The 21,799-nt window shown below is 45.5% G+C and carries 17 protein-coding genes and 1 pseudogene; 14 read left to right on the top strand and 4 right to left on the bottom strand.

What is annotated here, in order from left to right:
• The first annotated feature begins 5 nt into the window (after positions 1-5).
• The 4 genes from N0824_RS11475 (at position 6) to N0824_RS11460 (ending at position 4,380) form a co-directional block, all read left to right on the top strand.
• Entirely contained in the window at positions 6-2,315 is a 2,310-nt protein-coding gene (locus tag N0824_RS11475; protein WP_108936854.1) for an NACHT domain-containing NTPase, read from the top strand.
• Position 2,316: 1 nt separating this feature from the next.
• The gene (locus N0824_RS11470) at positions 2,317-3,093 is read left to right on the top strand and encodes a sterol desaturase family protein (protein WP_108936853.1); all 777 of its coding nucleotides are present in this window, start codon (positions 2,317-2,319) and stop codon (positions 3,091-3,093) included.
• Between the two features lie 200 nt (positions 3,094-3,293).
• The gene (locus N0824_RS11465) at positions 3,294-3,896 is read left to right on the top strand and encodes a general stress protein (RefSeq protein ID WP_002752246.1); all 603 of its coding nucleotides are present in this window, start codon (positions 3,294-3,296) and stop codon (positions 3,894-3,896) included.
• A 28-nt stretch (positions 3,897-3,924) separates the two neighbouring features.
• Positions 3,925-4,380: a BON domain-containing protein gene (locus N0824_RS11460; protein ID WP_002783596.1), complete on the top strand. Its 456-nt coding sequence runs from the start codon at positions 3,925-3,927 to the stop codon at positions 4,378-4,380.
• An 845-nt stretch (positions 4,381-5,225) separates the two neighbouring features.
• On the opposite strand, the gene N0824_RS11455 is transcribed toward N0824_RS11460, so the two are convergent.
• Both N0824_RS11455 and N0824_RS21005 read right to left on the bottom strand, forming a co-directional pair.
• Positions 5,226-6,413, bottom strand: coding sequence for an RNA-guided endonuclease TnpB family protein (locus tag N0824_RS11455; protein WP_108936852.1), 1,188 nt, complete (start codon positions 6,411-6,413; stop codon positions 5,226-5,228).
• 350 nt (positions 6,414-6,763) lie between these two features.
• Positions 6,764-7,066, bottom strand: coding sequence for a hypothetical protein (locus tag N0824_RS21005; protein ID WP_199224906.1), 303 nt, complete (start codon positions 7,064-7,066; stop codon positions 6,764-6,766).
• A gap of 320 nt (positions 7,067-7,386) precedes the next feature.
• On the opposite strand from N0824_RS21005, the gene N0824_RS11445 reads away from it, so the two are divergent.
• The 8 genes and pseudogenes from N0824_RS11445 to N0824_RS11410 all read left to right on the top strand — a co-directional run bounded on the left by N0824_RS11445 (position 7,387) and on the right by N0824_RS11410 (position 15,091).
• Entirely contained in the window at positions 7,387-7,569 is a 183-nt protein-coding gene (locus N0824_RS11445) for a CsbD family protein (protein ID WP_002752242.1), read from the top strand.
• Between the two features lie 292 nt (positions 7,570-7,861).
• Positions 7,862-8,338, top strand: coding sequence for a CsbD family protein (locus tag N0824_RS11440; protein WP_043999468.1), 477 nt, complete (start codon positions 7,862-7,864; stop codon positions 8,336-8,338).
• A gap of 50 nt (positions 8,339-8,388) precedes the next feature.
• Positions 8,389-8,538, top strand: coding sequence for a lmo0937 family membrane protein (locus tag N0824_RS11435; RefSeq protein WP_016515029.1), 150 nt, complete (start codon positions 8,389-8,391; stop codon positions 8,536-8,538).
• 8 nt (positions 8,539-8,546) lie between these two features.
• Positions 8,547-9,098, top strand: a pseudogene (locus N0824_RS11430) (RNA-guided endonuclease TnpB family protein); the annotation flags it as partial.
• A 250-nt stretch (positions 9,099-9,348) separates the two neighbouring features.
• Positions 9,349-11,202, top strand: coding sequence for a biosynthetic-type acetolactate synthase large subunit (ilvB, locus tag N0824_RS11425; protein ID WP_108936851.1), 1,854 nt, complete (start codon positions 9,349-9,351; stop codon positions 11,200-11,202).
• A 484-nt stretch (positions 11,203-11,686) separates the two neighbouring features.
• Positions 11,687-13,264: a phosphoglycerate dehydrogenase gene (serA, locus tag N0824_RS11420; RefSeq protein ID WP_002784892.1), complete on the top strand. Its 1,578-nt coding sequence runs from the start codon at positions 11,687-11,689 to the stop codon at positions 13,262-13,264.
• A gap of 266 nt (positions 13,265-13,530) precedes the next feature.
• Positions 13,531-14,427: a 50S ribosomal protein L11 methyltransferase gene (gene prmA / locus N0824_RS11415; protein ID WP_108936850.1), complete on the top strand. Its 897-nt coding sequence runs from the start codon at positions 13,531-13,533 to the stop codon at positions 14,425-14,427.
• A 217-nt stretch (positions 14,428-14,644) separates the two neighbouring features.
• Positions 14,645-15,091 carry a molybdenum cofactor biosynthesis protein MoaE gene (locus N0824_RS11410; protein WP_108936849.1) on the top strand — a complete coding sequence of 149 codons (447 nt, stop codon included), beginning with the start codon at positions 14,645-14,647 and terminating at the stop codon, positions 15,089-15,091.
• Between the two features lie 41 nt (positions 15,092-15,132).
• Here the strand turns inward: N0824_RS11410 and N0824_RS11405 are convergent, their stop codons facing one another.
• Positions 15,133-16,695, bottom strand: coding sequence for a B12-binding domain-containing radical SAM protein (locus tag N0824_RS11405; RefSeq protein ID WP_002782705.1), 1,563 nt, complete (start codon positions 16,693-16,695; stop codon positions 15,133-15,135).
• A gap of 276 nt (positions 16,696-16,971) precedes the next feature.
• Here N0824_RS11405 and N0824_RS11400 point away from each other — a divergent pair, with 276 nt between their 5' ends.
• A complete protein-coding gene (locus N0824_RS11400; protein ID WP_002734821.1) occupies positions 16,972-17,115 on the top strand; it encodes a high light inducible protein in 144 nt (47 codons plus the stop codon).
• Between the two features lie 390 nt (positions 17,116-17,505).
• Positions 17,506-18,942: an NADP-dependent isocitrate dehydrogenase gene (locus N0824_RS11395; protein ID WP_108936848.1), complete on the top strand. Its 1,437-nt coding sequence runs from the start codon at positions 17,506-17,508 to the stop codon at positions 18,940-18,942.
• A gap of 69 nt (positions 18,943-19,011) precedes the next feature.
• On the opposite strand, the gene N0824_RS11390 is transcribed toward N0824_RS11395, so the two are convergent.
• Positions 19,012-21,732 carry a valine--tRNA ligase gene (locus tag N0824_RS11390; RefSeq protein WP_108936847.1) on the bottom strand — a complete coding sequence of 907 codons (2,721 nt, stop codon included), beginning with the start codon at positions 21,730-21,732 and terminating at the stop codon, positions 19,012-19,014.
• Between the last annotated feature and the right edge of the window lie 67 nt (positions 21,733-21,799).

Raw genomic sequence — 21,799 nt, 5'->3', positions numbered from 1 at the left:
ATTGTATGGTCAAGAGATCGCTCCAGGCCTCCCCTTCGGGAATTAAACAGGCTAAACGAGCCTTTGCGCTCACGGGGTGGACTCAGGAAAATCTAGCAGGGGAAGTGAACTTAAAGACCCGCCAGCCGATTTGGCGGTTTTTCACAGGAAAACCCGTCGATCGCCAGGTTTTCCTGGAAATTTGTTCGATTCTGGATTTGGATTGGCGGGAGATTGCCCTCGCTCCGCCCGCAGAATTTCCTGAACCAGGAGAACTGGCGAAAACTAATATTGATGCTCTGGTGCAAGAGGTGCGAGCGCGACGCCTGGACACCATCCAAAACCAGTGCGGCATCTTGCAGTTACTAGATATCAGCCATCCAGTCAACATTGATGACATCTATGTGGATGTCAATATTTTGGCGGAAATTGCCAGTCAACAGTGGGTGGAGATTGCCGATTGGCAAAACTTGGGTCCTGCTGAATTCGATCGCGTCGGTTTGGGAGAGGTTGAGCAGAAGCAAATACCCGGAATGCAGGCTGTTGAAACTTACTCAAAGCTCAGAGTTTTGGGCAGGCCGGGGGTTGGCAAAACTACCTTTTTGCAACATCTGGCGATTCAGTGCAACCAAGGCGAGTTTGCTGCGAATCAAGTGCCGATTTTTATCTTATTGAGAGAATTTGCCGAGGAGTCCAGTCCCAGTGGTGAATTTAGCCTGTTCAACTACATCCGTCAGGCATTGCTCACCTCGGAAATTTCCAACCCGTCTGTGCTGGAAACCTTACTGCAAGCGGGCAGAGTCCTGCTGTTGCTCGATGGCATGGATGAAGTTCTCAACCAGGACATTACAGCAGTTCTGAGAGAAATTCGCCAATTCTCAGAAAAGTATCATCGCAATCGATTTGTAGTAACCTGTCGCACCGCTGCCCAAAAACTCCAGATTCGAGGTTTCACTGATGTAGAAATTGCCCCCTTTACCCAGGCACAAATCAGCACCTTCGCGCAAAAGTGGTTTGTGGCACTGAGCAAAACGACTGCTCAAGCGGGGCAGGAGCAGTCGGCTGAGTTTATGCAGAAGTTGGACTTGCCGGAAAACTGGCAATTTCGGCAACTGGTGGTGACACCTCTGTTTCTGCATCTCGCCTGCTGGGTGTTTCAGGGTCAAGGGAAATTTCCGAGCAAGCGGGCTGAGTTTTATAAACAAGGGCTGGATTTGCTCCTGGGTAAATGGGATGAAGCTCGAGGAGTCGAACGCGATCAGGTTTACCGGGGGTTTTTATTGCCCCAAAAATTGAGGCTGTTGAGCCAGCTTGCAGCAGTGACTTTTGAACAGGGGCAGTATTTTTTTGAGCAACGCACGATTGAGCAATACATTGGCGACTATTTGCGGAATTTGCCAGGTGCAACCCTGGAAGCAGAGGAACTCCAACTCGAAAGCGAAGCCATGCTGAAAGCGATCGAGGCACAGCATGGAATCCTCACAGAAAGGGCGCGAGGCATTTTTTCATTTTCTTATCTGGCATTTCAAGAATACTTCACGGCTCGAAAAATAGTTGCCAGCCATAATTTGCAGGCATTGGAACAAGCACTGGGAGGGTTGGTGAGTCACATCACCGATTCCCACTGGCGCGAAGTCTTCTTGTTAACGGCTGCCATGTTGCGAAGTGCAGATGCGCTGGTGCAGTTGATGAAGCAACAAATTGATGCCTTAGTCGCGCAAGACTCCTATCTGCAAGAGTTTTTGAGTTGGGCCAGCCAAAAATCCCAGCAGCTCCCAGACGAACCCAAAGTGGCGACCGCACGCGCATTTTACCTTGCCCTTGCCCAAAGCCCGCATACGGCAGATCGCTTTGCCTTAGCCAGCACGCTCGATCAGGGGATGTTGTTAGACGCGGCGTTGGAGAACTTGCTGGTAGAGTTTGCCATCGACCACAGTCAGGATTTTGCATACGTCAATGCTTGTAGCGAGGCACTCAACAACATTCTGGTGATGGTTCTGGATGCTGGATTTTATAAGTCTTTGCAACAATTGAGAGACCAACTGCCACCTCCGAGTCAAAACCTGGAACGGCTTCAGCACTGGTGGCAGAAAAACTATTCTGCCTGGGTGGAACAGTTGCGGGGTGCGATCGCCAATTATCGCAATATTCATCATCCCTGGCAGTTTACGACTGAGCAACAGCAGCTGCTCCAACGCTACTATGAGGCCAATCAACTCCTGATCGATTGTTTGAATAGTAACTGCGAAATAACAGCCGCAATCCGGCAAGAAATTGAAGCCACGTTGCTGTTACCTCAAAAGGACTTGGAAGATCGGGAATGGCAAGGAGATTGAATTGATAGACCACTCATTTGGATTTTACGGGTTCGCTTTCTTTGGGATCATCCTGGCGCGATACTTTCTCGTGGCTGGGGGAACCTATTTGTTCTTCTATTCGCCCTTGAGTCAGTCCTTTGTCAATCACAACCTGCGGCATTGGTCTCCCTCTTGGCGATCGATTCAACAAGATATCACGCTCTCGGTTTTTTCGGCGGGGGTGTTTGCGCTGGCGGCGGCTTTCATCATGACAGGATACAGTTGGGGCATTACCCGCTTATACAGCCACCCTCAACAGTATGGGCTGTGTTATTTAGGGGTTAGTTATGGCGCTGTGTTGGTTCTCCAGGATGCCTATTTCTATTTCACCCATCGCTTGTTTCACCACCCGTCACTCTTTCGGTGGTTACACCAGGGGCATCATCGCTCGCGCTATCCTACCCCGTGGACTTCGTTTGCCTTTGACCCACTAGAGGCGATCGTTCAGTCTCTCTTCCTGGTCGGCATTGTCTTTGTCCTTCCCCTGCATTTCATCACGTTAATTGCGGCACTCACCACGATGACGATCTGGGCAGTGTTAAATCATCTTGGGATCGATCGCTTGCCCTCCTCATTTCCCCATCATTGGTTGGGTCGGTGGTTTATTGGTCCTGCCCATCATTCCATTCATCATCGCAAGTACACCGTACATTACGGTCTATATTTCACGTTCTGGGACAAACTCCTCGGAACTCAAGACCCCGATTATGAGCAGAAGTTTGATGAGCGTCTGACGGGTAAAGTCGATGGAATTTAACTCGTGCATCGCCCGTTACATTTTGTCTCGTATTCAAGCAATTCATACAGACTCAATCAATTCATACAGTAAATCAAGCAACCGCCTGTTACAGTAATGCCAAGAGCAGAATTGTCAACTTAAATCAGGAAATTCAATCGCTATAGTTCGCCATACTATAGGATTTACAAAGCTTTTACCGCATAGCGTTGGAGGGAAAAATGACTTTAACTAACCGTAAACGAGCCGTGGGAATCTTCTCTAGCTATCAAGAGGCAGAGAAGGCACTGAATGGATTACGAGATGACGGATTTGCCATGAATGAGGTATCAATCATTGCCAAAGAGCCTGAACGACTGGAGCAGAGCAACCGGATTGGTGAGACACGAGTTCAAGAGCTTACCGAAACAAAAACAACTCATATTGACGAAGGAGCAAAGACTGGGGCAGCGGCAGGCGGAGCCATCGGAGGACTGACAGGCTTGCTGGTTGGGTTGGGCATATTGGCAATTCCTGGAGTGGGCCCCGTCATGTTGGCAGGGGCGGCTGCAACTGCGATCGCTACCACGTTAGCTGGCGGTGCAATCGGGACGGCTACCGGAGGTTTGGTAGGTGGTCTAATTGGTCTAGGAATTCCAGAAGATCGGGCACGAGTCTATCACGATTATGTGGTTCGTGGAGACTACCTGTTGATCGTGGACGGTACAGATGCTGACATCCTTCAGGCTGAAACAATTCTAAAGCGCCGAGGGATTCGCGAGTGGGAAATTTACAATGCCCTAGCAATTGAAGGCTATGTCGATCCTCCTGCTTCTCGTTTGTAAAATCGGAAATTATTAAAGGATTTGCATCATGAAAAAGATCACAACTTTAATCCTCAGCAGCCTTCTACTGATTGGAACTGTGGCTTGTGGGAACAACGCTAAAACTAGCACCAACGCCCCTTCTTCCACAGAGGAAACGGGGCAAGTTCCTGATACTAAAACAGTCCAAAAGAACCAAAGCGATGCGTCTAGTCAAGTGCGCCGAAATCAACTCAATTCTGATATTCGCGCTCGTGAGCAACGCAACAATCTAACTGGAGGAGATGCGGATCGCGCCAACAGTGACCTTTCCAGTGAAGTTCGCTCTAAGCTAGAAGCCAACATCCCGAAAGGGCAACTTACAGTTTCTGCTAAAGATGGAGCGGTAGTCGTCTCTGGAACCGTAGAAACTCAAGAGCAACTCGACAAAATTGACCCCTTGGCAAAACAAATCAAGGGTGTCAATAGCGTCAAAGTTAAAGCAAAAGTGGCGTTGTCAAATTGAAAGATGCTCCGAATCAGCTTGGAACTGAAATTACTTTGACTTGCCCTGAGCCAAGTCGAAGGGTAGCAAGGATTGCATTGCATCTTTCATATTCTAATCTGACAACGCCGCAAAAGTTGCGGGGAGCATCTCACCTTTGTAACTCCTAAATTAAGTTTTATGTCAAGCTATTTTGAAAGCCTGACCAGAAGCAAGTTTTAGCGACAAGCATAATTAGGGCTTGCATAAATGAGATGCTCCCAAGTTGCGCGAGCAGCTCCAGCTAAAAAGAAGTAAACAGAAGATAGCAACTGTAACTAACCTTGAAGACAAGGGGCTTAAGCCCCTTGTCTAATCATTGCTTTAGGACTTACGCATTGACAGAATTTCCGTAGTATGCCTTTGAACTTCAGACTATGGCTTCCAAGTTATTGAGGTCAAGGAAGTTGGATGCTAAATTATTGACAATAAAAGAGCGGATGACCTCAGTAAATAACTCCCTTTGTCAGGAATACCAATTAACAATTTGCGCTTTAAATCGGAGAAATTCTAACTGGGGTTTGCTGAATAATGGTAAAACCCTTTTAAAATAAGGCTTTTGACCTGTTAAAATCCGATGTTCATGCTGCGAAAATAGGATTAAGACCTTCAAAAATCTTGCATTATCCTTTCTTTAGTACATAAATTGGTACAAAACAAAGAGGGCAACAAAGCCTGAAACGACCGGCTACTGACGACCGACGACCGACTCCTAACCCCACCAACAAACTTTTTGCCGCCAACCCTATTTAGTTCCTAGTTCAACCGAGACTAACCGATTCACTTGACATCCTCGCCGCCGTAAAACGGACGGCGATTCCCAAACCTCACGATTTGGGTTTCTGCTTCTTTCCCGAAGGATTTTTCGCACCTGCCTTAACAGATTTACTCTGTTCTGGTCTTATAGTCGCTCTACAGACTGACACCGCAAGCCCTGCGGCCAAAATATTTTTACTAGCGTTAATATCTCGGTCATGGTGTGTTCCACAGTCTGGACAATCCCACTCTCGAATATTTAACGGCATTTTCTCAGCAATATACCCGCAATTACTACACCGCTTAGAACTAGGAAACCATCTATCTATTTCGATGTAATTTCTGCCGTACCAACGGCATTTATAGGCTAATTGTCGAGTGATTTCTCCCCAGCTTACATCAGATATTGCCTGAGATAATTTCGGGTTTTTGACCATATTCTTGACGGCTAAATTCTCAACCACAATCGTTTGGTTTTCACGAACTAATTGAGTGGTTAGCTTGTGTAAATGGTCTTTTCTGTTATCAGTAATTTGAGCGTGAATCCTTGCTACTTTGATTCTTGCTTTTTCCCGATTTTTTGACCCTTTCTGTTTTCTAGAAAGATTTTTTTGCGCTTTTCGCAGTCTCCGATAATGCTTTTTAAAGTGCTTGGGATTAGATACTTTATCGCCATCGCTGGTAATCACGAGGCTACTAATTCCTAAGTCAATTCCAATGGCTTTATCTGTTACTGGTAATGGCTTAATTGTTGGGTCATCAAATCTAATTGATATATGCCAACGTCCAGAAGGATGTAATCTGACTGTTACTGTACTTGGTTCACCGCTTTCTGGTATTTGTCTTGACCATCGAATAGGTAAAGGTTCTGTGCATTTGGCTAAATAGATTTGTTTGTCTTTAAATTTAAAGGCTGATTTGGTAAATTCGGCACTTCCTCCCTGATGTTTTTTCTTAAAGTTAGGATACTTAGTACAACCAGCAAAGAAGTTAGTAAAAGCTGTTTGTAGGTGTCTTAACCCTTGTTGTAAAGGTACACAGCTTACCTCGTTGAGAAAGTGTAATTCTTCTTGCTTTTTCCAGTCGGTTAGCATTGAAGAAGTTTGAGCGTAGCCTACTCTTTCTTGCTTTTCATACCAAGCTTGTGTTCTGAGATGGAGAGCTTTGTTGTAAACTAATCTTACACATCCCAAAGTGCGCCGCAATAGCGACTCTTGTTCGGGTGTGGGGTAAAATCGAAACGAATAGGCTTTTTCCATACCTCACATTTTAGCATATATTTCGTAAACGATGCTCATATTTAACAGTAAAGCCGTCGTAGAACGACGGGGTTTCAGACCCAAATTTTCGATGAGGAGCAAACAAACCCCGAAAGCCCTTGTCTTTAAGAGTATTCATGGTTTCTTTGGCAGCATACCAACTATCTCCTGTGACTGTCTCTGGTTTCAATCCCCAAGCTTTTACTTCGTCCAACATTTCTAAGAAATATTCATGTTTTGTCTGACCCTCCTGTTTATTAACGATTCAATAATTAACGGGAACTGACCTTCCTTTACAATCGGTATAATATCAGGTAACTACGTTAATACCTTTGACTACTTTTTTGTGTTTACCACCAGTAAAAGTAATCGATTAACTCAGCTTTAGCTGGGTGACTATAAGGCTTGTCAATTACCATATCGTCTGTACTGATTGTTCCTCCTTCAAGTTCGATTTGAGGAGCCACTTCATCCAACAAATCCTTGGGTGTATAGTTCTCTCGCCACAATAAAAGATTGACACTGTCATGAGATAAATTGCCCAGAATTTGAGCCAAACGAACACAGCTTATATATTTAGGTTCGCCGAGCAAAAATAGGGTGTAAATAGCCAGATTACATTGAGCAGTTGTTGGCCTCGTAATGTTTCTCATCAGTTGTTCTGTTATAAGAGATGCCCTTGTGTCAGGAAATCAAATCGGAGAGGGTTTTGTCAAGAGTCGAGAGAGAAATTGTATCTAAGACTAACAAAATTAGACCACCCACATTTAAGCCTTTTTGTCAATGCGTAATTTCTATGCTTGCAGAAACGGTATCGTTACATTTTGTGTCGTATTCAAGCAATTCATACAGACTCAATCAATTCATACAGTAAATCAAACAACCACCCGTTACAGTAATACCAGAAGCAGAATTGTTAGCTCAACTTAGGTAAGCAGTTCTCAAATCCAACAAATTCAATAAGGAGAGCATCATGAGCTTAAAAGATAGAACCGAGGCAACCGCCAAAAATATCGAAGGTAAAGTTCAAGAAGCAGTAGGAGATCTGACTGGCGATCCCAAAGCTCAAGCAGAGGGCAAGGAAAAACAGGCAGAAGCAAAAGTTCGTCACACTATCGAAGATGTGAAAGATGAAGTCAAAAAAATTATTGATTAGTAGGTCATTTGTCACGGCAACCGCCATTCAGACAAATGATTGAAACCCAGATTTCATCGGAACTCTTCCTCAAAAAATGGCTTCTTTCGGGACAGGTGAAACACTAGGACAAGGCGGCGTAAATAAACCCAATATTACCAGATATCTAGCTTCTCAAAGAAATCGAAGATCTCTCCCTCGGTAAACTTACGCCGTCAAAGACTAGAAAAATCTTTCTCGAAAGGGTCTAGACAGTAGTTGTTCATCATCCATGTATCATCGATTCATCAAATTCTTTTTTGGAGTTAAAATGATGTCACTTCAACAGATTCGTCGCTTTTTTGTCACCATTATTTTAACTATAATGCTGGCAATTACTATAGCTTTTGATTTTGGAACTACAAATAGTTGGGCTGCAACTTTACCCACCCAATCGCAGACTCAAATCGCAAGCATGAATCGAGCCAAGGCAGTTACGAAAAATATTGAAGGCAAAGCTCAAGAAGCGATTGGCAACATGACAGGCGATCCCAAAGATCAGATGATGGGAAAAGCCAAGCAAGTCGAAAGTCAGGCTCGTAACGCAGCAGAAGATATAAAAGACCAGATGAAGTTAAAAGGGCGGGCAAAAGCAGTCACAAAGAACATTGAAGGCAAAGCTCAAGAAGCGATAGGTAAAGCTACTGGCAACCGCCAAGATCAAGTTGCTGGAAAAGCTAAACAAGTCGAAAGCCAAGTTCGCAATGCAGTAGAAGATGTGAAAGATCAGGTTCAAGATATACTCAATTAAGGATCGATGACTGAATTTTCATCACTTTTCTCTAAATCAAGGAGGGAAATATGTTTGATCTCGTTTGGACTGCCGTTGTTATACTTTTCATCCTCTGGTTGTTAGGATTCTCCATTAACATTGGCGGCAGCTTAATCCACCTGCTTTTGGTTTTGGTGCTGATTGGCGTTGTCTACAACTTGTTTATGAGGCGACGGTAATTGTTCATTCTCGAACACAGAAAGGGTCAAAAAATCTGGAAAAAGCAAGAATCAAAGTAGCTAAGATTCAGGCTCGAATCACCGATAGCAGAAAAGACCATTTACATAAGCTAACCACTCAATTAGTTCGTGAAAACCAAACGATTGTGGTTGAGAATTTAGCCGTCAAGGATATGGTAAAAAACCCGAAATTATCTCAGGCAATATCTGACGTTAGTTGGGGAGAAATCACTCGACAATTAGCCTACAAATGCCGTTGGTACGGCAGAAATTACATCGAAATAGATAGATGGTTTCCTAGCTCTACGCGGTGCAGTAATTGCGGGTATATTGCTGAGAAAATGCCGTTAAATATTCGAGAGTGGGATTGTCCAGACTGTGGGACTCACCATGACCGAGATATTAACGCCAGTAAAAACATTTTGGCCGCAGGGCTTGCGGTGTCAGTCCGGGTCGCGACCATAAGACCAGAACAGAGTAAATCTGTTAAGGCAGGTGCGAAAAATCCTTCGGGAAAGAAGCAGAAACCGTTCGGACCCCGGCGTGAGACTTCGGCGTGAGACTTCGGCGTGAGATCAGTCGAACGCTGAGCTCAGTCGAACGCTGAGCTCACGGCCGAAGCCCACACCCCACACCCCACTTCCCCAGATATTGCATGGGTAAGATGCAAAAAGAAAAAAAACTGCGGCCAAAAAGGTGAGATGGAATACACTAAAAGTATAAGGTTATCAGTTTTGCTATTTTTCAAGTTGCATACTAGGCAACAGAATTGCAATTATCCCTCTCATTAGAAATTGGACGGTTTGCCCTGTGGTTTCATCACTTCCCAAGCCCAATGACTCTTTAACAACGGTTCCCCAGCGTTGTTCTGGGGCTTATGCCTTGATGGACAGTCTCAAACGTCATGGTGTTAAGCACATCTTCGGTTATCCGGGTGGTGCGATCCTGCCCATCTATGACGAACTCTACCGCTTTGAAGAGCGGGGAGAATTACAACATATTTTAGTGCGCCACGAACAAGCGGCCGCCCATGCCGCCGATGCCTACGCTAGGGCCACCGGCAAAGTGGGGGTCTGTTTCGGTACTTCCGGCCCCGGGGCGACCAATTTGGTGACAGGCATCGCTAACGCACACATGGACTCCATCCCGATGGTAATTATCACCGGTCAGGTGAGTCGGGCGGCCATCGGTTCCGATGCTTTCCAAGAAACCGATATTTATGGTATTACTCTCCCGATTGTTAAACATTCCTATGTGGCTAGAAATGCCCGGGAAGTAGCGAGAATCGTCGCTGAGGCCTTCCATATCGCCAGTACAGGACGACCGGGGCCGGTTTTAGTCGATATTCCCAAAGATGTCGGTTTAGAACCCTGCGATTATATCCCCGTCGAACCGGGAGATGTGAAACTAACCGGCTATCGTCCCACGGTTAAGGGCAATCGCCGTCAAATCGAGGCCGCTTTACACCTCTTGGAAACCGCCGAAAAACCTTTACTGTACGTTGGCGGAGGTGCGATCGCGGCGAATGCCCACGCCCAAATCGCCGAGTTTGCCGAGCGTTTTCAGTTACCCGTCACCACCACGTTAATGGGGATCGGTGCTTTTGATGAACATCATCCCCTCTCGGTGGGAATGTTAGGAATGCACGGCACCGCCTACGCTAATTTTGCCGTGACCGAGTGTGATTTATTAATTGCCGTCGGCGCTCGTTTTGATGACCGAGTAACCGGAAAATTGGACGAATTCGCCTCGAAAGCTAAGGTAATCCATGTGGACATCGACCCCGCCGAGGTGGGCAAAAATCGCGCCCCTGACGTGCCGATTGTCGGGGATGTGCGGGTAGTTTTAGAACAAATACTCCACAAAGCCAGAGAATTTGATTATCCCACCAATCCCGATCGCAGCCAAGCTTGGTTAGCCCAGATCGAGCGCTGGCGGCAAGATTATCCCCTACAAGTACCTCGACCAGAAGGGAGACTTTCCCCCCAAGAAGTAATCGTTGAGGTGGGCCGTCAAGCACCCCACGCCTACTACACCACCGATGTGGGCCAGCATCAGATGTGGGCGGCCCAATTTCTCAAAAATGGTCCCCGACGTTGGATTTCTAGCGCGGGATTGGGGACGATGGGTTTCGGTTTACCGGCTGCGATGGGGGTAAAGGTGGCTATTCCCGATGAGGAGGTCATCTGTATTAGTGGTGATTCCAGTTTCCAAATGAATCTACAGGAATTGGCCACCCTAACCCAATTTAATATCCATGCCAAGACGATTATTATTAATAATGGTTGGCAGGGTATGGTACGTCAATGGCAAGAAGCTTTCTATGGGGAACGTTATTCTAATTCCAATATGGAAGCGGGAATGCCGGATGTGGAACTGTTAGCCCAAGCTTACGGCATTAAAGGGATTACTATTCGCCATCGAGAGGAATTAGCCGCAAAAATTGCCGAAATGTTGGCCCATGATGGTCCAGTTTTAGTCAATGCGATCGTGACTAAGGATGAAAATTGTTATCCCATGGTCGCCCCCGGCCAAAGTAATGCGCGTATGATTGGTTTACCGAAAATTGTCACCGGGGGTTGTGAAATGCTCAATTGTCCCAGTTGTGGCGCGGTTAACAGTTGGAATAATAAATTCTGTCCTGAATGTGGGGCGAAATTGTAACCAAAAATTGTTAATTAATTGACAAACCTCCGTTAAGTATAACGGAGGTTTTTGGCTTTTTCTCTACTGTGTGAATATCATAAGTAGGTAGGCGTTAAAAATTATCAGAAACCCCCCTTATCAAGGAAGGATCGGCACACCCCTTATCAAGGGGGGCAGGGGGGATCGAACCTAAAATCCATTCTTAATTTAATTATAACCAGCTACTTAGAAATTTTCAAACAGAAGCAATGGCAGCCCTAGAAAAAGTCTTAGAAAAAGAAGAGGAAAACTCGATGCCACCGTGATTAAATTAGCAATATCTCAGCGACAAGGGCAAGAGGCTGACATGGACACCATTGACGACCATGAGAAGGACAACCTAAAATCTTTTCGCTAATTTTGCCATAGACTGCACCCTTTGCTTCTAAAATGGGCTATTGCGGCTAGACCCCAATTGGTCAAGCATTTGCCCGTAGACTGAAAAAAGCACGTTATAAAGATTATGGCCAAAGTTCTGGTATCCGATTCGATCGATCCGGTAGGAGTAGAAATTCTGTCACAGGTTGCCCAAGTGGACGTGAAAACAGGACTATCCGCCGAGGAAATCATTCAAATTATCCCCGAATACGACGCGCTGATGCTCCGTTCCAGTACCCGCGTCACCAAAGAAATCGTCGAAGCGGGCAGCAAACTGCAAATTATCGGCCGTGCGGGGGTAGGAGTCGATAATATCGATGTTCCCGCAGCCACTCGTCAGGGTATTATTGTCGTTAACTCTCCCGAAGGTAACACGATCGCCGCTGCCGAACACGCCTTGGCCATGATGTTATCCCTCTCCCGTCATATTCCCGATGCCAATCAGTCGGTAAAAGCGAATAAATGGGAAAGAAATCGCTTTATCGGCACAGAAGTTTATAAAAAGAACCTAGGAGTCGTCGGTTTAGGTAAAATTGGCTCCCACGTCGCCGCCGTTGCCAGATCCTTAGGTATGAAAATTCTCGCCTACGATCCCTTTATTTCCAAAGAACGAGCCGATCAACTCGGTTGCACCTTGGTGGATCTAGAATTACTCTTTGCTGAGTCCGATTTTATCACTCTCCACGTCCCGAAAACTCCCGAAACCCAGCATCTCATCGGTCGGGAAACCATCGCTAAGATGAAACCCACGGTCCGCATCATTAACTGTTCCAGAGGCGGCATTATCGACGAGTTGGCTTTAATTGAAGCCCTCGAATCCGGTAGAATCGCCGGGGCAGCCTTGGATGTATTTGAACAGGAACCTTTAGGCGAATCTAGATTAAGAGAATTATCTAACGTCATCCTCACTCCCCACCTAGGTGCCTCGACTACGGAAGCACAGGTTAATGTGGCTATTGATGTGGCCGAACAAATTCGCGATGTCCTCCTCGGTTTGCCAGCGCGTTCGGCCGTTAATATCCCCGGATTAACTCCCGATGTTATGGAAAAACTGCGCCCTTACCTGCAATTAGCGGAAACTATGGGTAATCTCGTCAGCCAGTTGGCAGGAGGTCGCTGTGACTCGTTAAATGTCCGTTTACAGGGAGAATTGGCCACTAAAGACAGTCAACCTCTGGTGGTAGCGGCAATTAAGGGTTTACTTTCCCAAGCCCTCCGGGAACGGGTAAACTATGTTAACGCAGCGATCGAAGCTAAGGAACGCGGTATCCGGGTAATCGAAACTCGGGACGCTTCCACCCGGGACTATTCGGGATCGATTCATTTGGAAGCTAATGGTTCTATGGGGACCCATTCCGTCACTGGAGCGCTGTTAAGTACGGGAGAAATCCGCATTACTGACCTCGATGAGTTCCCCATTAACGTGCCACCGAGTAATCATATGCTCTTCACCCTTCACCAAGATATGCCAGGTATTATCGGTAAAATTGGCGCACTTTTAGGCAGTTTTAATGTCAATATCGCCAGTATGCAGGTAGGACGCAAAATTATTCGCGGTGACGCAGTTATGGCCCTGAGTCTCGATGATCCTCTACCGGAAGGTCTTCTCTCGGAAATTACTAAAGTCCCCGGTATCCGCGATGCTTATACGGTAAAACTCTAGATTAAATCAGTTATCAGTAAACAGTAATCAGTAAACAGTAATCAGTGAAAGGAAAGCTCGGAACTTGCCACTTAATACTGTTGACTGAAAACTCAAATCTGATAACTGATCCCTGATCACAAGGTCCGAATCTCAGACCTAATTGGTTAAGCTAAAAGCTTTGATGTGCTTAGTTTCTAACCTTCTTTTTAGGTAGGAGAATTGTCAGATTCTGTCTTTTGCCTCTTGCCTGTTGCCTCTTGCCTTCAGAAGCTGATAACTGATATATGTCTAATAGTTGGTGGGAAATTACGGTTTTGTGCGAACCTAGTCTCGAAGAAACGGTTTTCTGGAGACTGGAGGATTTTGGCTGTTCGGGAACGGCCACTGCTAAAAAACAATCCTCTTTAGAGATTAAGGCCTATATACCAGAAATTAAAGCGCAATTGCCCGATTTAGAGGCACTAAGCCTCTGGTTAAAGGAAGATGCTTTGATTTTAGGTTTTCCCGAACCTGTCACCAGTTGGCAGTTAATCGACGAGGAAGACTGGGCTAGCAGTTGGAAACAACATTGGCAGCTGGGCGAGATCGGCGATCGCTTTTTGATCTGTCCTGCCTGGTTAAATCCCCCGGAAAATAACCAGAGATTGGTGATTAAAATTGACCCCGGTTCCGCTTTCGGCACGGGAACGCACCCCACCACCCAATTATGTCTAGAATCCCTAGAAATGCGTTTAAGTATCCATCCAGAGAATAAAATTATCGCCGATATCGGTTGTGGTTCCGGCATACTGGCGATCGGGGCGATTTTATTGGGGGCTAAAAAAGTTTATGCTGTCGATACAGATCCGCTGGCGGTGAGTGCGACGCGCAGTAATCGCCATCTCAACGGGATTAACCCCGAAAATTTAGCTATTAATCGGGGTAGTGTCGAGGAGTTATTAGAATTAATTCCCGATGGTGTCGATGGCATCGTTTGTAATATTTTAGCCGAGACAATTATCGCTTTAATGCCGGAAATCACCCGTCTGGCAAAACCCACCACTTGGGGAATTTTAAGCGGCATCCTTGTTACCCAAGCACAAGCAGTTACAGATATTTTAGAACGCCAAGGCTGGACAGTGGCTGCCCTGTGGAAACGTCAAGAATGGTGTTGTCTGCAAATTCGTCGCGCTGTGGATTAATATAGCTGTCAGCCTGGAATCAGTTATCAGTTATCAGTTATCAGTGAGCAGTTATCAGATTTGAGTTTTCAGTGAGCAGTATCAAGTGAGGAGTATTAAATGGCATTAACAGTGCTGTCTTTTCACTTCACTGATTAGCATTTACTGATTACTGATTACTGATTACTGTTTACTGGACGGCTACGCCGTGCCTTTGGCAACACTGAAAAAAGCATCCATGACGCTAGATAGTTTTCGCATCAGTTTTGCTCCTTTATCTTTGCAGGAAGTATATCAATTAGCCGATGATGGGGCGAATGGGGCTATTGTACTAATGAGTGGTACTGTACGGGAGCAAACCGACGGTAAGCCGGTTATTTATCTTGATTATCAGGCCTATGAACCCATGGCGATCGAAGTTTTCCGGCAAATTGCTCGGCAAATTCGGCAAACTTGGCCCGATACCAATCGAGTTGTCATTCACCATCGCACTGGTAAGCTAAAAATCGGGGAAATTAGCGTCTTAGTAGCGGTGGGTTGTCCCCATCGGGGGGAAGCTTTCGCAGCCTGTCGTTATGCTATTGATACTCTCAAGCATAATGCCCCGATCTGGAAAAAAGAATACTGGTCTGATGGCTCTAGTCAATGGGTTAGTATTGGGGCCTGTGAACTGGAAAATCGATAAATGGGGTTAAGGATGGGTAAATAAACCCATCCTCGGAATAATTAGGCAGCTATGGCGGTTTTTTCCGCTATTAATGCCTCTTGGCGTTGGAATTCGGCTAATTGTGCCGTAATTTCATCCCGGACAATCTGACGGTATTCAAGGAAATGCTCGTTGTGGGCGCAGACAGTGATATAGTGTTCGGCATTGGCGGGATTATGGCGCAAAATACCGAATAAATTCTGCCAGAATTTCCAGCGAGTGGAACGTTTAAAGCCCTGTCGCCAGATAATTACCGCTAGGGCATAGAGATCGGCCCGGCGAGGCAGTTTAAAGGCCGGTTTAGCTTTAGGTGCGCCTAATTTCAGGAAACAGCGATAGGTGCGATCGAGAAATACCTCCGGATCGTACAATGTCCAGAAGGCTTCAATATATTCTGTAGCAATATCTTCGATCGGCCGGGTGGGAACGAAATTCATCAGGGTACTTTGGTTAATGTCCTGTTTCCCCGTTAATCGTAGTCGTCCTTCTTTTTCCAAGCGAGTCCATAGGGCGGTATTCGGTAAAGCTTGTAACATTCCAAATAGAGCCGTAGGAATGGCCGCTTCTTCGACAAAATTAATGATGCGCTCGGCTGCTCCTTTTTTCTCGCCATCAAAACCGATGATAAATCCCGCCATGGGGCGCAATCCGGCTTTAATAATCTTTTCTACCGTCTCGGTTAAAGAACTACGGGTATTTTGGAATTTTTTGGTTAATTGTAAACTTTCTTCGTCGGGGGTTTCAATACCTAAAAAGACGGCATCAAAGTAACAATCGACCATCATTTCCATTAATTCCGGATCGGCGGCTAAATCCACCGATGCCTCCGTGTTAAACCGGAAAGGATACTGGTGTTCTTCTTGCCAAACCTTTAATTCTTTGAGGAGTAATTTAACGTTGCGCTTGTTACCGATAAAATTATCATCTACCATGAACACGCCCCGGCGCCAACCTAACTCGTAGAGATAATCTAATTCTTTTAATAATTGTGCGGGGGTTTTGGTGCGGGGTTTACGACCGTAGAGAACGATAATATCGCAAAATTCGCACTGGAAGGGACATCCCCGCGAAAACTGCACTGACATGGAATCATAAGCTTCAAAATCGAGCAGATCGTAGCGTGGAACTGGGGTAATTGTCACATCGGGTTTTTCTGTGGTGCGGAAAACACCTTTAGTTTCTCCTCTTGCCAATGCTTCTACAAACATCGGGATGGTGATTTCTCCCTCATCGAGAATCAGAAAATCGGCCTCGGCCACTTCATGGGGGATGGAAGTGGGATAGGGACCACCCACGGCCACCAGTTTACCCCGTTGTTTGGCTTCGTGAATTTGCTCGATTAAATCTTGACGTTGCACAATCATGCCGGAAAGAATCACGATTTCGGCCCAGTCCCATTCTGCTTCTGTTACCGCCCGAATATTGCGATCAACCAGTTTAAATTCCCATTCCTGGGGTAAAATCGCCGCCACCGTCACCATACCCAGGGGAGGAAGTAAGACTTTGCGATCAACTAATTCCAGAATTTTGTTATAGGACCAGAAAGTCGGCGGAAAAACGGGATAAATCAGTAAGGCACGCATATTCACTCCTCGCTCGACGGCGATCGATTCTTGACCTTTCGCTTGATTGTAATCTTTTTCGGTCAGGTATGGGAAAACGGTTATTTAGCCCTAGAACTAGGATCCGGCTTGTTTTTCGGCCGCCATTGCCAACCCTTGACCCTGCCCCCATAAAAGTTTATGGTCAACATTGATAAAATTTATGTAAAGAAATGTTGCATAGTCTGGGAAGTTATGTTACATTTAATATCAAGCACTTGAATCAAATGCAATTTTATTATAGGAAGGCAATTCACCATGGATAAGCAAGAAAACAAACTCGGTTTCACCGCTTTCGCTGAAAACTGGAATGGTCGTTTAGCCATGCTCGGTTTCGTTATTGGCGTAGCTACGGAATACTTAACCCACAAAGGCATCCTTGCTCAATTAGGCTTAATGTAATTTCAGCCCCGATTGGTGTGCATCTACAATCGTCTTGAATAAATTATTAAAAAAAGGGGAGGAGCATAGCTCTTTCCCTTTTTAAGTGGGAGGTTGGGGCGATTTTTCAGTGATCAGTAAACAATAATCACTCATGGTGAAGCTAAGTAGTGAGTAGTAAGCTGTTCGTAATTTAAATTGCTTGTTGAGACGAGGCAAGGGGCAATAGGCAAAAGGCAACAGTAAAGGGATTGGGGGAGGTTCAGCTAATTTAAGAATAAGCGGTTTAAATGCGTCTTAGCTTATCAATAGGGTAGAGGGAATCTTTAAGAAATTACCCAAAATCCCTGAGTATAGATATTGACAGCGCTAGACTCCCAACGTATAGATAAATACTGTTTCTGGAAGCCCATGACTGTGAGCTACGAAAAAATCACCCCACCGACAACAGGCTCGACAATTACTTTTTCTGACGGAAAACCTCTAGTTCCCGACGATCCCATCATTCCCTTCATTCGTGGTGACGGTACGGGGGTCGATATCTGGCCCGCAACCGAAAAAGTTATCGATGCAGCGATCGCCACAGCCTACGCTGGTCAAAGGAAAATCCATTGGTTTAAAGTCTATGCTGGCGATGAAGCTTGTGAAATCTACGGGACCTATCAATATCTACCCCAAGATACATTGACAGCGATCAAAGAATATGGTATGGCCATCAAGGGTCCCTTGACCACTCCCATCGGTGGCGGCATTCGTTCCCTGAATGTGGCTTTGCGGCAAATTTTTGACCTCTATGCCTGTGTTCGTCCCTGTCGTTACTATGCGGGAACCCCTTCCCCCCATAAAACCCCGGAAAAACTCGATGTCATCGTCTATCGGGAAAATACCGAGGATATCTATCTCGGCATCGAATGGAAACAAGGCACGGAAATCGCCGATAAACTGATTAATTATCTCAACACGGAACTAATTCCCGCCACTCCCGAACACGGGAAAAAACAAATTCCCCTCGATGCGGGTATCGGTATCAAACCGATTAGTAAGACAGGTTCCCAAAGATTAGTCCGCCGGGCGATCGAACGAGCGCTGACTTTACCGAAACCGAAAAATCAAGTTACTCTCGTCCACAAGGGTAACATTATGAAATATACAGAAGGGGCGTTCCGGGATTGGGGTTATGAATTAGCTAAAAGTGAATTCCGGGATGTGTGCGTTACCGAGATGGAATCATGGATCCTGAGCAATAAAGAGAAAAACCCAGATCTGAGCATCGAAGATAACGCCCGCATGGTGGAACCGGGTTATGATGCCCTCACGGACGAGAAAAAAGCTAAAATCTGTCAAGAAGTTACCAGTGTTCTCGATGCTATCTGGGAAACCCACGGCAATGGGCAGTGGAAAGATAAAATTATGGTTAACGATCGCATTGCCGATAGTATCTTCCAACAGATCCAAACCCGTCCCGATGAATACTCGATCCTCGCTACCATGAACCTGAATGGTGATTATCTCTCCGATGCGGCAGCGGCGATCGTGGGTGGTTTAGGGATGGGACCTGGGGCGAATATTGGCGATACTTGCGCTATTTTTGAGGCAACCCACGGCACAGCCCCTAAACACGCCGGTTTAGACCGAATTAACCCCGGTTCGGTGATTCTTTCTGGGGTGATGATGTTGGAATACATGGGATGGCAAGAAGCAGCCGATTTGATTAAAAAAGGCATCGCAGCAGCGATCGCTAATCGACAAGTTACCTACGATTTAGCGCGTCTGATGGAACCTCCCGTTAATCCTCCCCTGAAATGTTCCGAATTTGCCGATGCAATCATCTCCCATTTTGGGGATTAATTTTCCGGTTAGGGTAGCCTGAAAACTGCCCTATTTTTCGGAAAATCCCCACAATAAACCCTGCCTCCCTTAATGCAGACGTTTTAAGCGTTCTTGGAGAATTTGGGCTTGTTTTTCGGACTCTGCTAAAGCTTGCTTCGTTTTTTGGATTAAAGCTTCTGGAGCTTTTTCGACAAAGCTAGGTTTATTCAAGCGATCGCTCAAACTCTTGATTTCCCCTTCTACCTTAGCTAAATTTTTCGCTAATTTCCCAGCCAATACCGATATATCAACCAATCCGGACAGGGGGATGAGGATTTCTACTGTAGCGACAACGCCGGCGATCGCTTGATTGACTTCCTCGGTTAATTTGGCCGTCAAAATTAAGTTTTCGATCTTGGCCAAGTCTTTTAAGTACACTTGTCCGCGTTGCAAAATAGCTAATTCTTGGCTGTTTTCTGTCTGTAAAATTGCCGTGATCGTTGCTCCCGGTTTAATCCCCGCTTCGGCCCGCAAATTACGCAACACCCGAATACTTTCTATTAATAACTCAAAAGTATTTTCTAAGTCTAAATCTATCAGAGAACTATCAGCTATTGGATAGGTTTCTAAAGCCAAAACCTGCTGATTTTCTTGGGTTAAATTATGCCAAATTTCCTCGGTAATATGGGGCATAAAGGGATGTAATAATTTTAATGTCCCTGCCAAGACAAAAGCCAAAGTTTGCCGGGCCGTGGCACAGGAAACCGATTCTTTATCCTTCCATAAACGAGTTTTCACTAACTCGATATACCAATCACAGAAATCGCGCCAGATAAATTCGTATAGACCTTTTGCCGCTTCTCCCATGCCATAATTTTCTAGATAATCTCTAGTTTTTTGCACTGTTTGATGATAACGAGATAAAATCCAGCGATCAGCTAATTCTAAATTTTCTAAAGCTGGTTCTCCCAATTCTTCTGGGGTTTTTCCCTCCAGATTCATCATCACAAAACGGGAAGCATTCCAAATTTTATTGGCAAAATTTCGGGCAGCTTCTACGGATTCCGATTCATCGGTTTTACGGTTATATTGCAGACTGATATCCTGTCCTGCTCCTGCCACTTCTCGAATTAAGGTATATCGTAAAGCATCGGTTCCATATTTATCAATTAAAATTAGGGGATCGATGCCGTTATTAGCAGATTTAGACATCTTTTTGCCGTTTTCATCCCTAACTAAACCGTGAATATACACATCTTTAAAGGGCATTTGTTGCGTAAAATAGCCCGCCATCATCGTCATTCTGGCCACCCAGAAAAAGATAATATCAAAACCAGTGACGAGGGTTGTGGTGGGATAATAGGTGTCTAGATCAAGGGTTTTTTCTGGCCATCCCATAGTCGAAAATGGCCACAATCCCGAAGAAAACCAAGTATCTAAAACATCGGGGTCTTGTTGAATAATTATATCCTCTCCATACTCTTGTTTAGCCTTGGCTAAAGCGGAGGTTTCATCTGGGGCAACGACGAAGGGAGTATGGTTAGTAATTTCGTTGTTAGTTTCACTGATAATATACCAAGCGGGAATTTGATGACCCCACCACAGTTGTCGAGAAATACACCAATCTTTTAGTTTAACTAACCAATCGCGATAAACTTTTGTCCATCTTTCCGGCACAAAACGGGGCGAGTTTTCCTGATCTAAACAGGCTAAAGCTTTTGTGGCTAAAGGTTCAATTTTAACGAACCATTGGGTAGATAAAAGGGGTTCCACGGGAACTTTACCTCGATCGCTATAGGGGACGCTATGGCGATAGGCTTCAATCTTAACTAAAAAACCGTCTTCATCGAGTTTTTTAACAACATTTTTGCGGGCAACAAAACGATCTTGACCTGCGAATATTCCGGCATTTTCGTTTAAACTGCCGTCTAAATTCATGATATTAATAAAGGCTAAATTATGGCGTTTACCCATCTCAAAATCCTTGGGATCGTGGGCCGGCGTAACTTTGACGCAACCGGTACCGAATTCGGGATCCACCAATTCATCGGCAATAATCGGGATTTCTCGCCCCATTATCGGTAAAGTGACGGTTTTGCCGATTAAATGGCGATAACGGGGGTCTTGCGGGTTGACAGCGACACCAGTATCACCGAGCATGGTTTCGGGTCTTGTGGTGGCTACTTGAAGATAACCGCTACCATCGCTAAGAGGATAGCGAAAATACCAGAGATTTCCCTCAATATCCTTGTTTTCCACCTCTAAATCGGAAACGGCCGACCGGGATTCGGGACACCAGTTAACTAAGTATTGACCGCGATAGATTAATCCGTCCTCATAGAGTTTGATAAAAGCAGTACGGACAGCATGGGAAAGTCCCTCGTCCATGGTGAAACGTTCCCGCGTCCAATCGACGGATACCCCCAAGCGTCGCAGTTGATTAACAATGGTACTACCGGACTCCTCTTTCCATTGCCAAGCGCGTTCGAGGAATTTTTCCCTTCCTAGTTGATAACGGTCGGTTTTTTCGGCTTTTAATTGGCGATCGAGTATGGCTTGTACTGCAATACTAGCGTGATCCGTCCCGGGCAGCCAGAGGGTATTTTTGCCGGTCATGCGCTTGTAGCGAACAAGTGTATCAATCAAGGAACTCTCGAAAGCGTGACCCATGTGGAGACTACCGGTAACATTGGGAGGAGGGATAACTATACAGTAGGTTTCGCCGCCTTTTTCGGGGTTTGCTGTAAATATTTCTTGATTTTCCCAATATTGCTGCCATTTCGTTTCTGTGATCTTGGGATCGTATTGCTTCGATAGTTCCGAGGTCATGATGGGGGGATTCTACAATTCTTAGTTCTTTGTCAATTGTCCCACATTTGGGAGAGATCAAATTCCT

Origin of the sequence: Microcystis sp. 0824 (genome assembly GCF_003112475.1) — a bacterium.
GTDB lineage: Bacteria > Cyanobacteriota > Cyanobacteriia > Cyanobacteriales > Microcystaceae > Microcystis > Microcystis aeruginosa_C.
The sequence above is the reverse complement of the archived record's forward strand: the minus strand, read 5'-3'. Positions and strand labels throughout refer to the sequence as shown.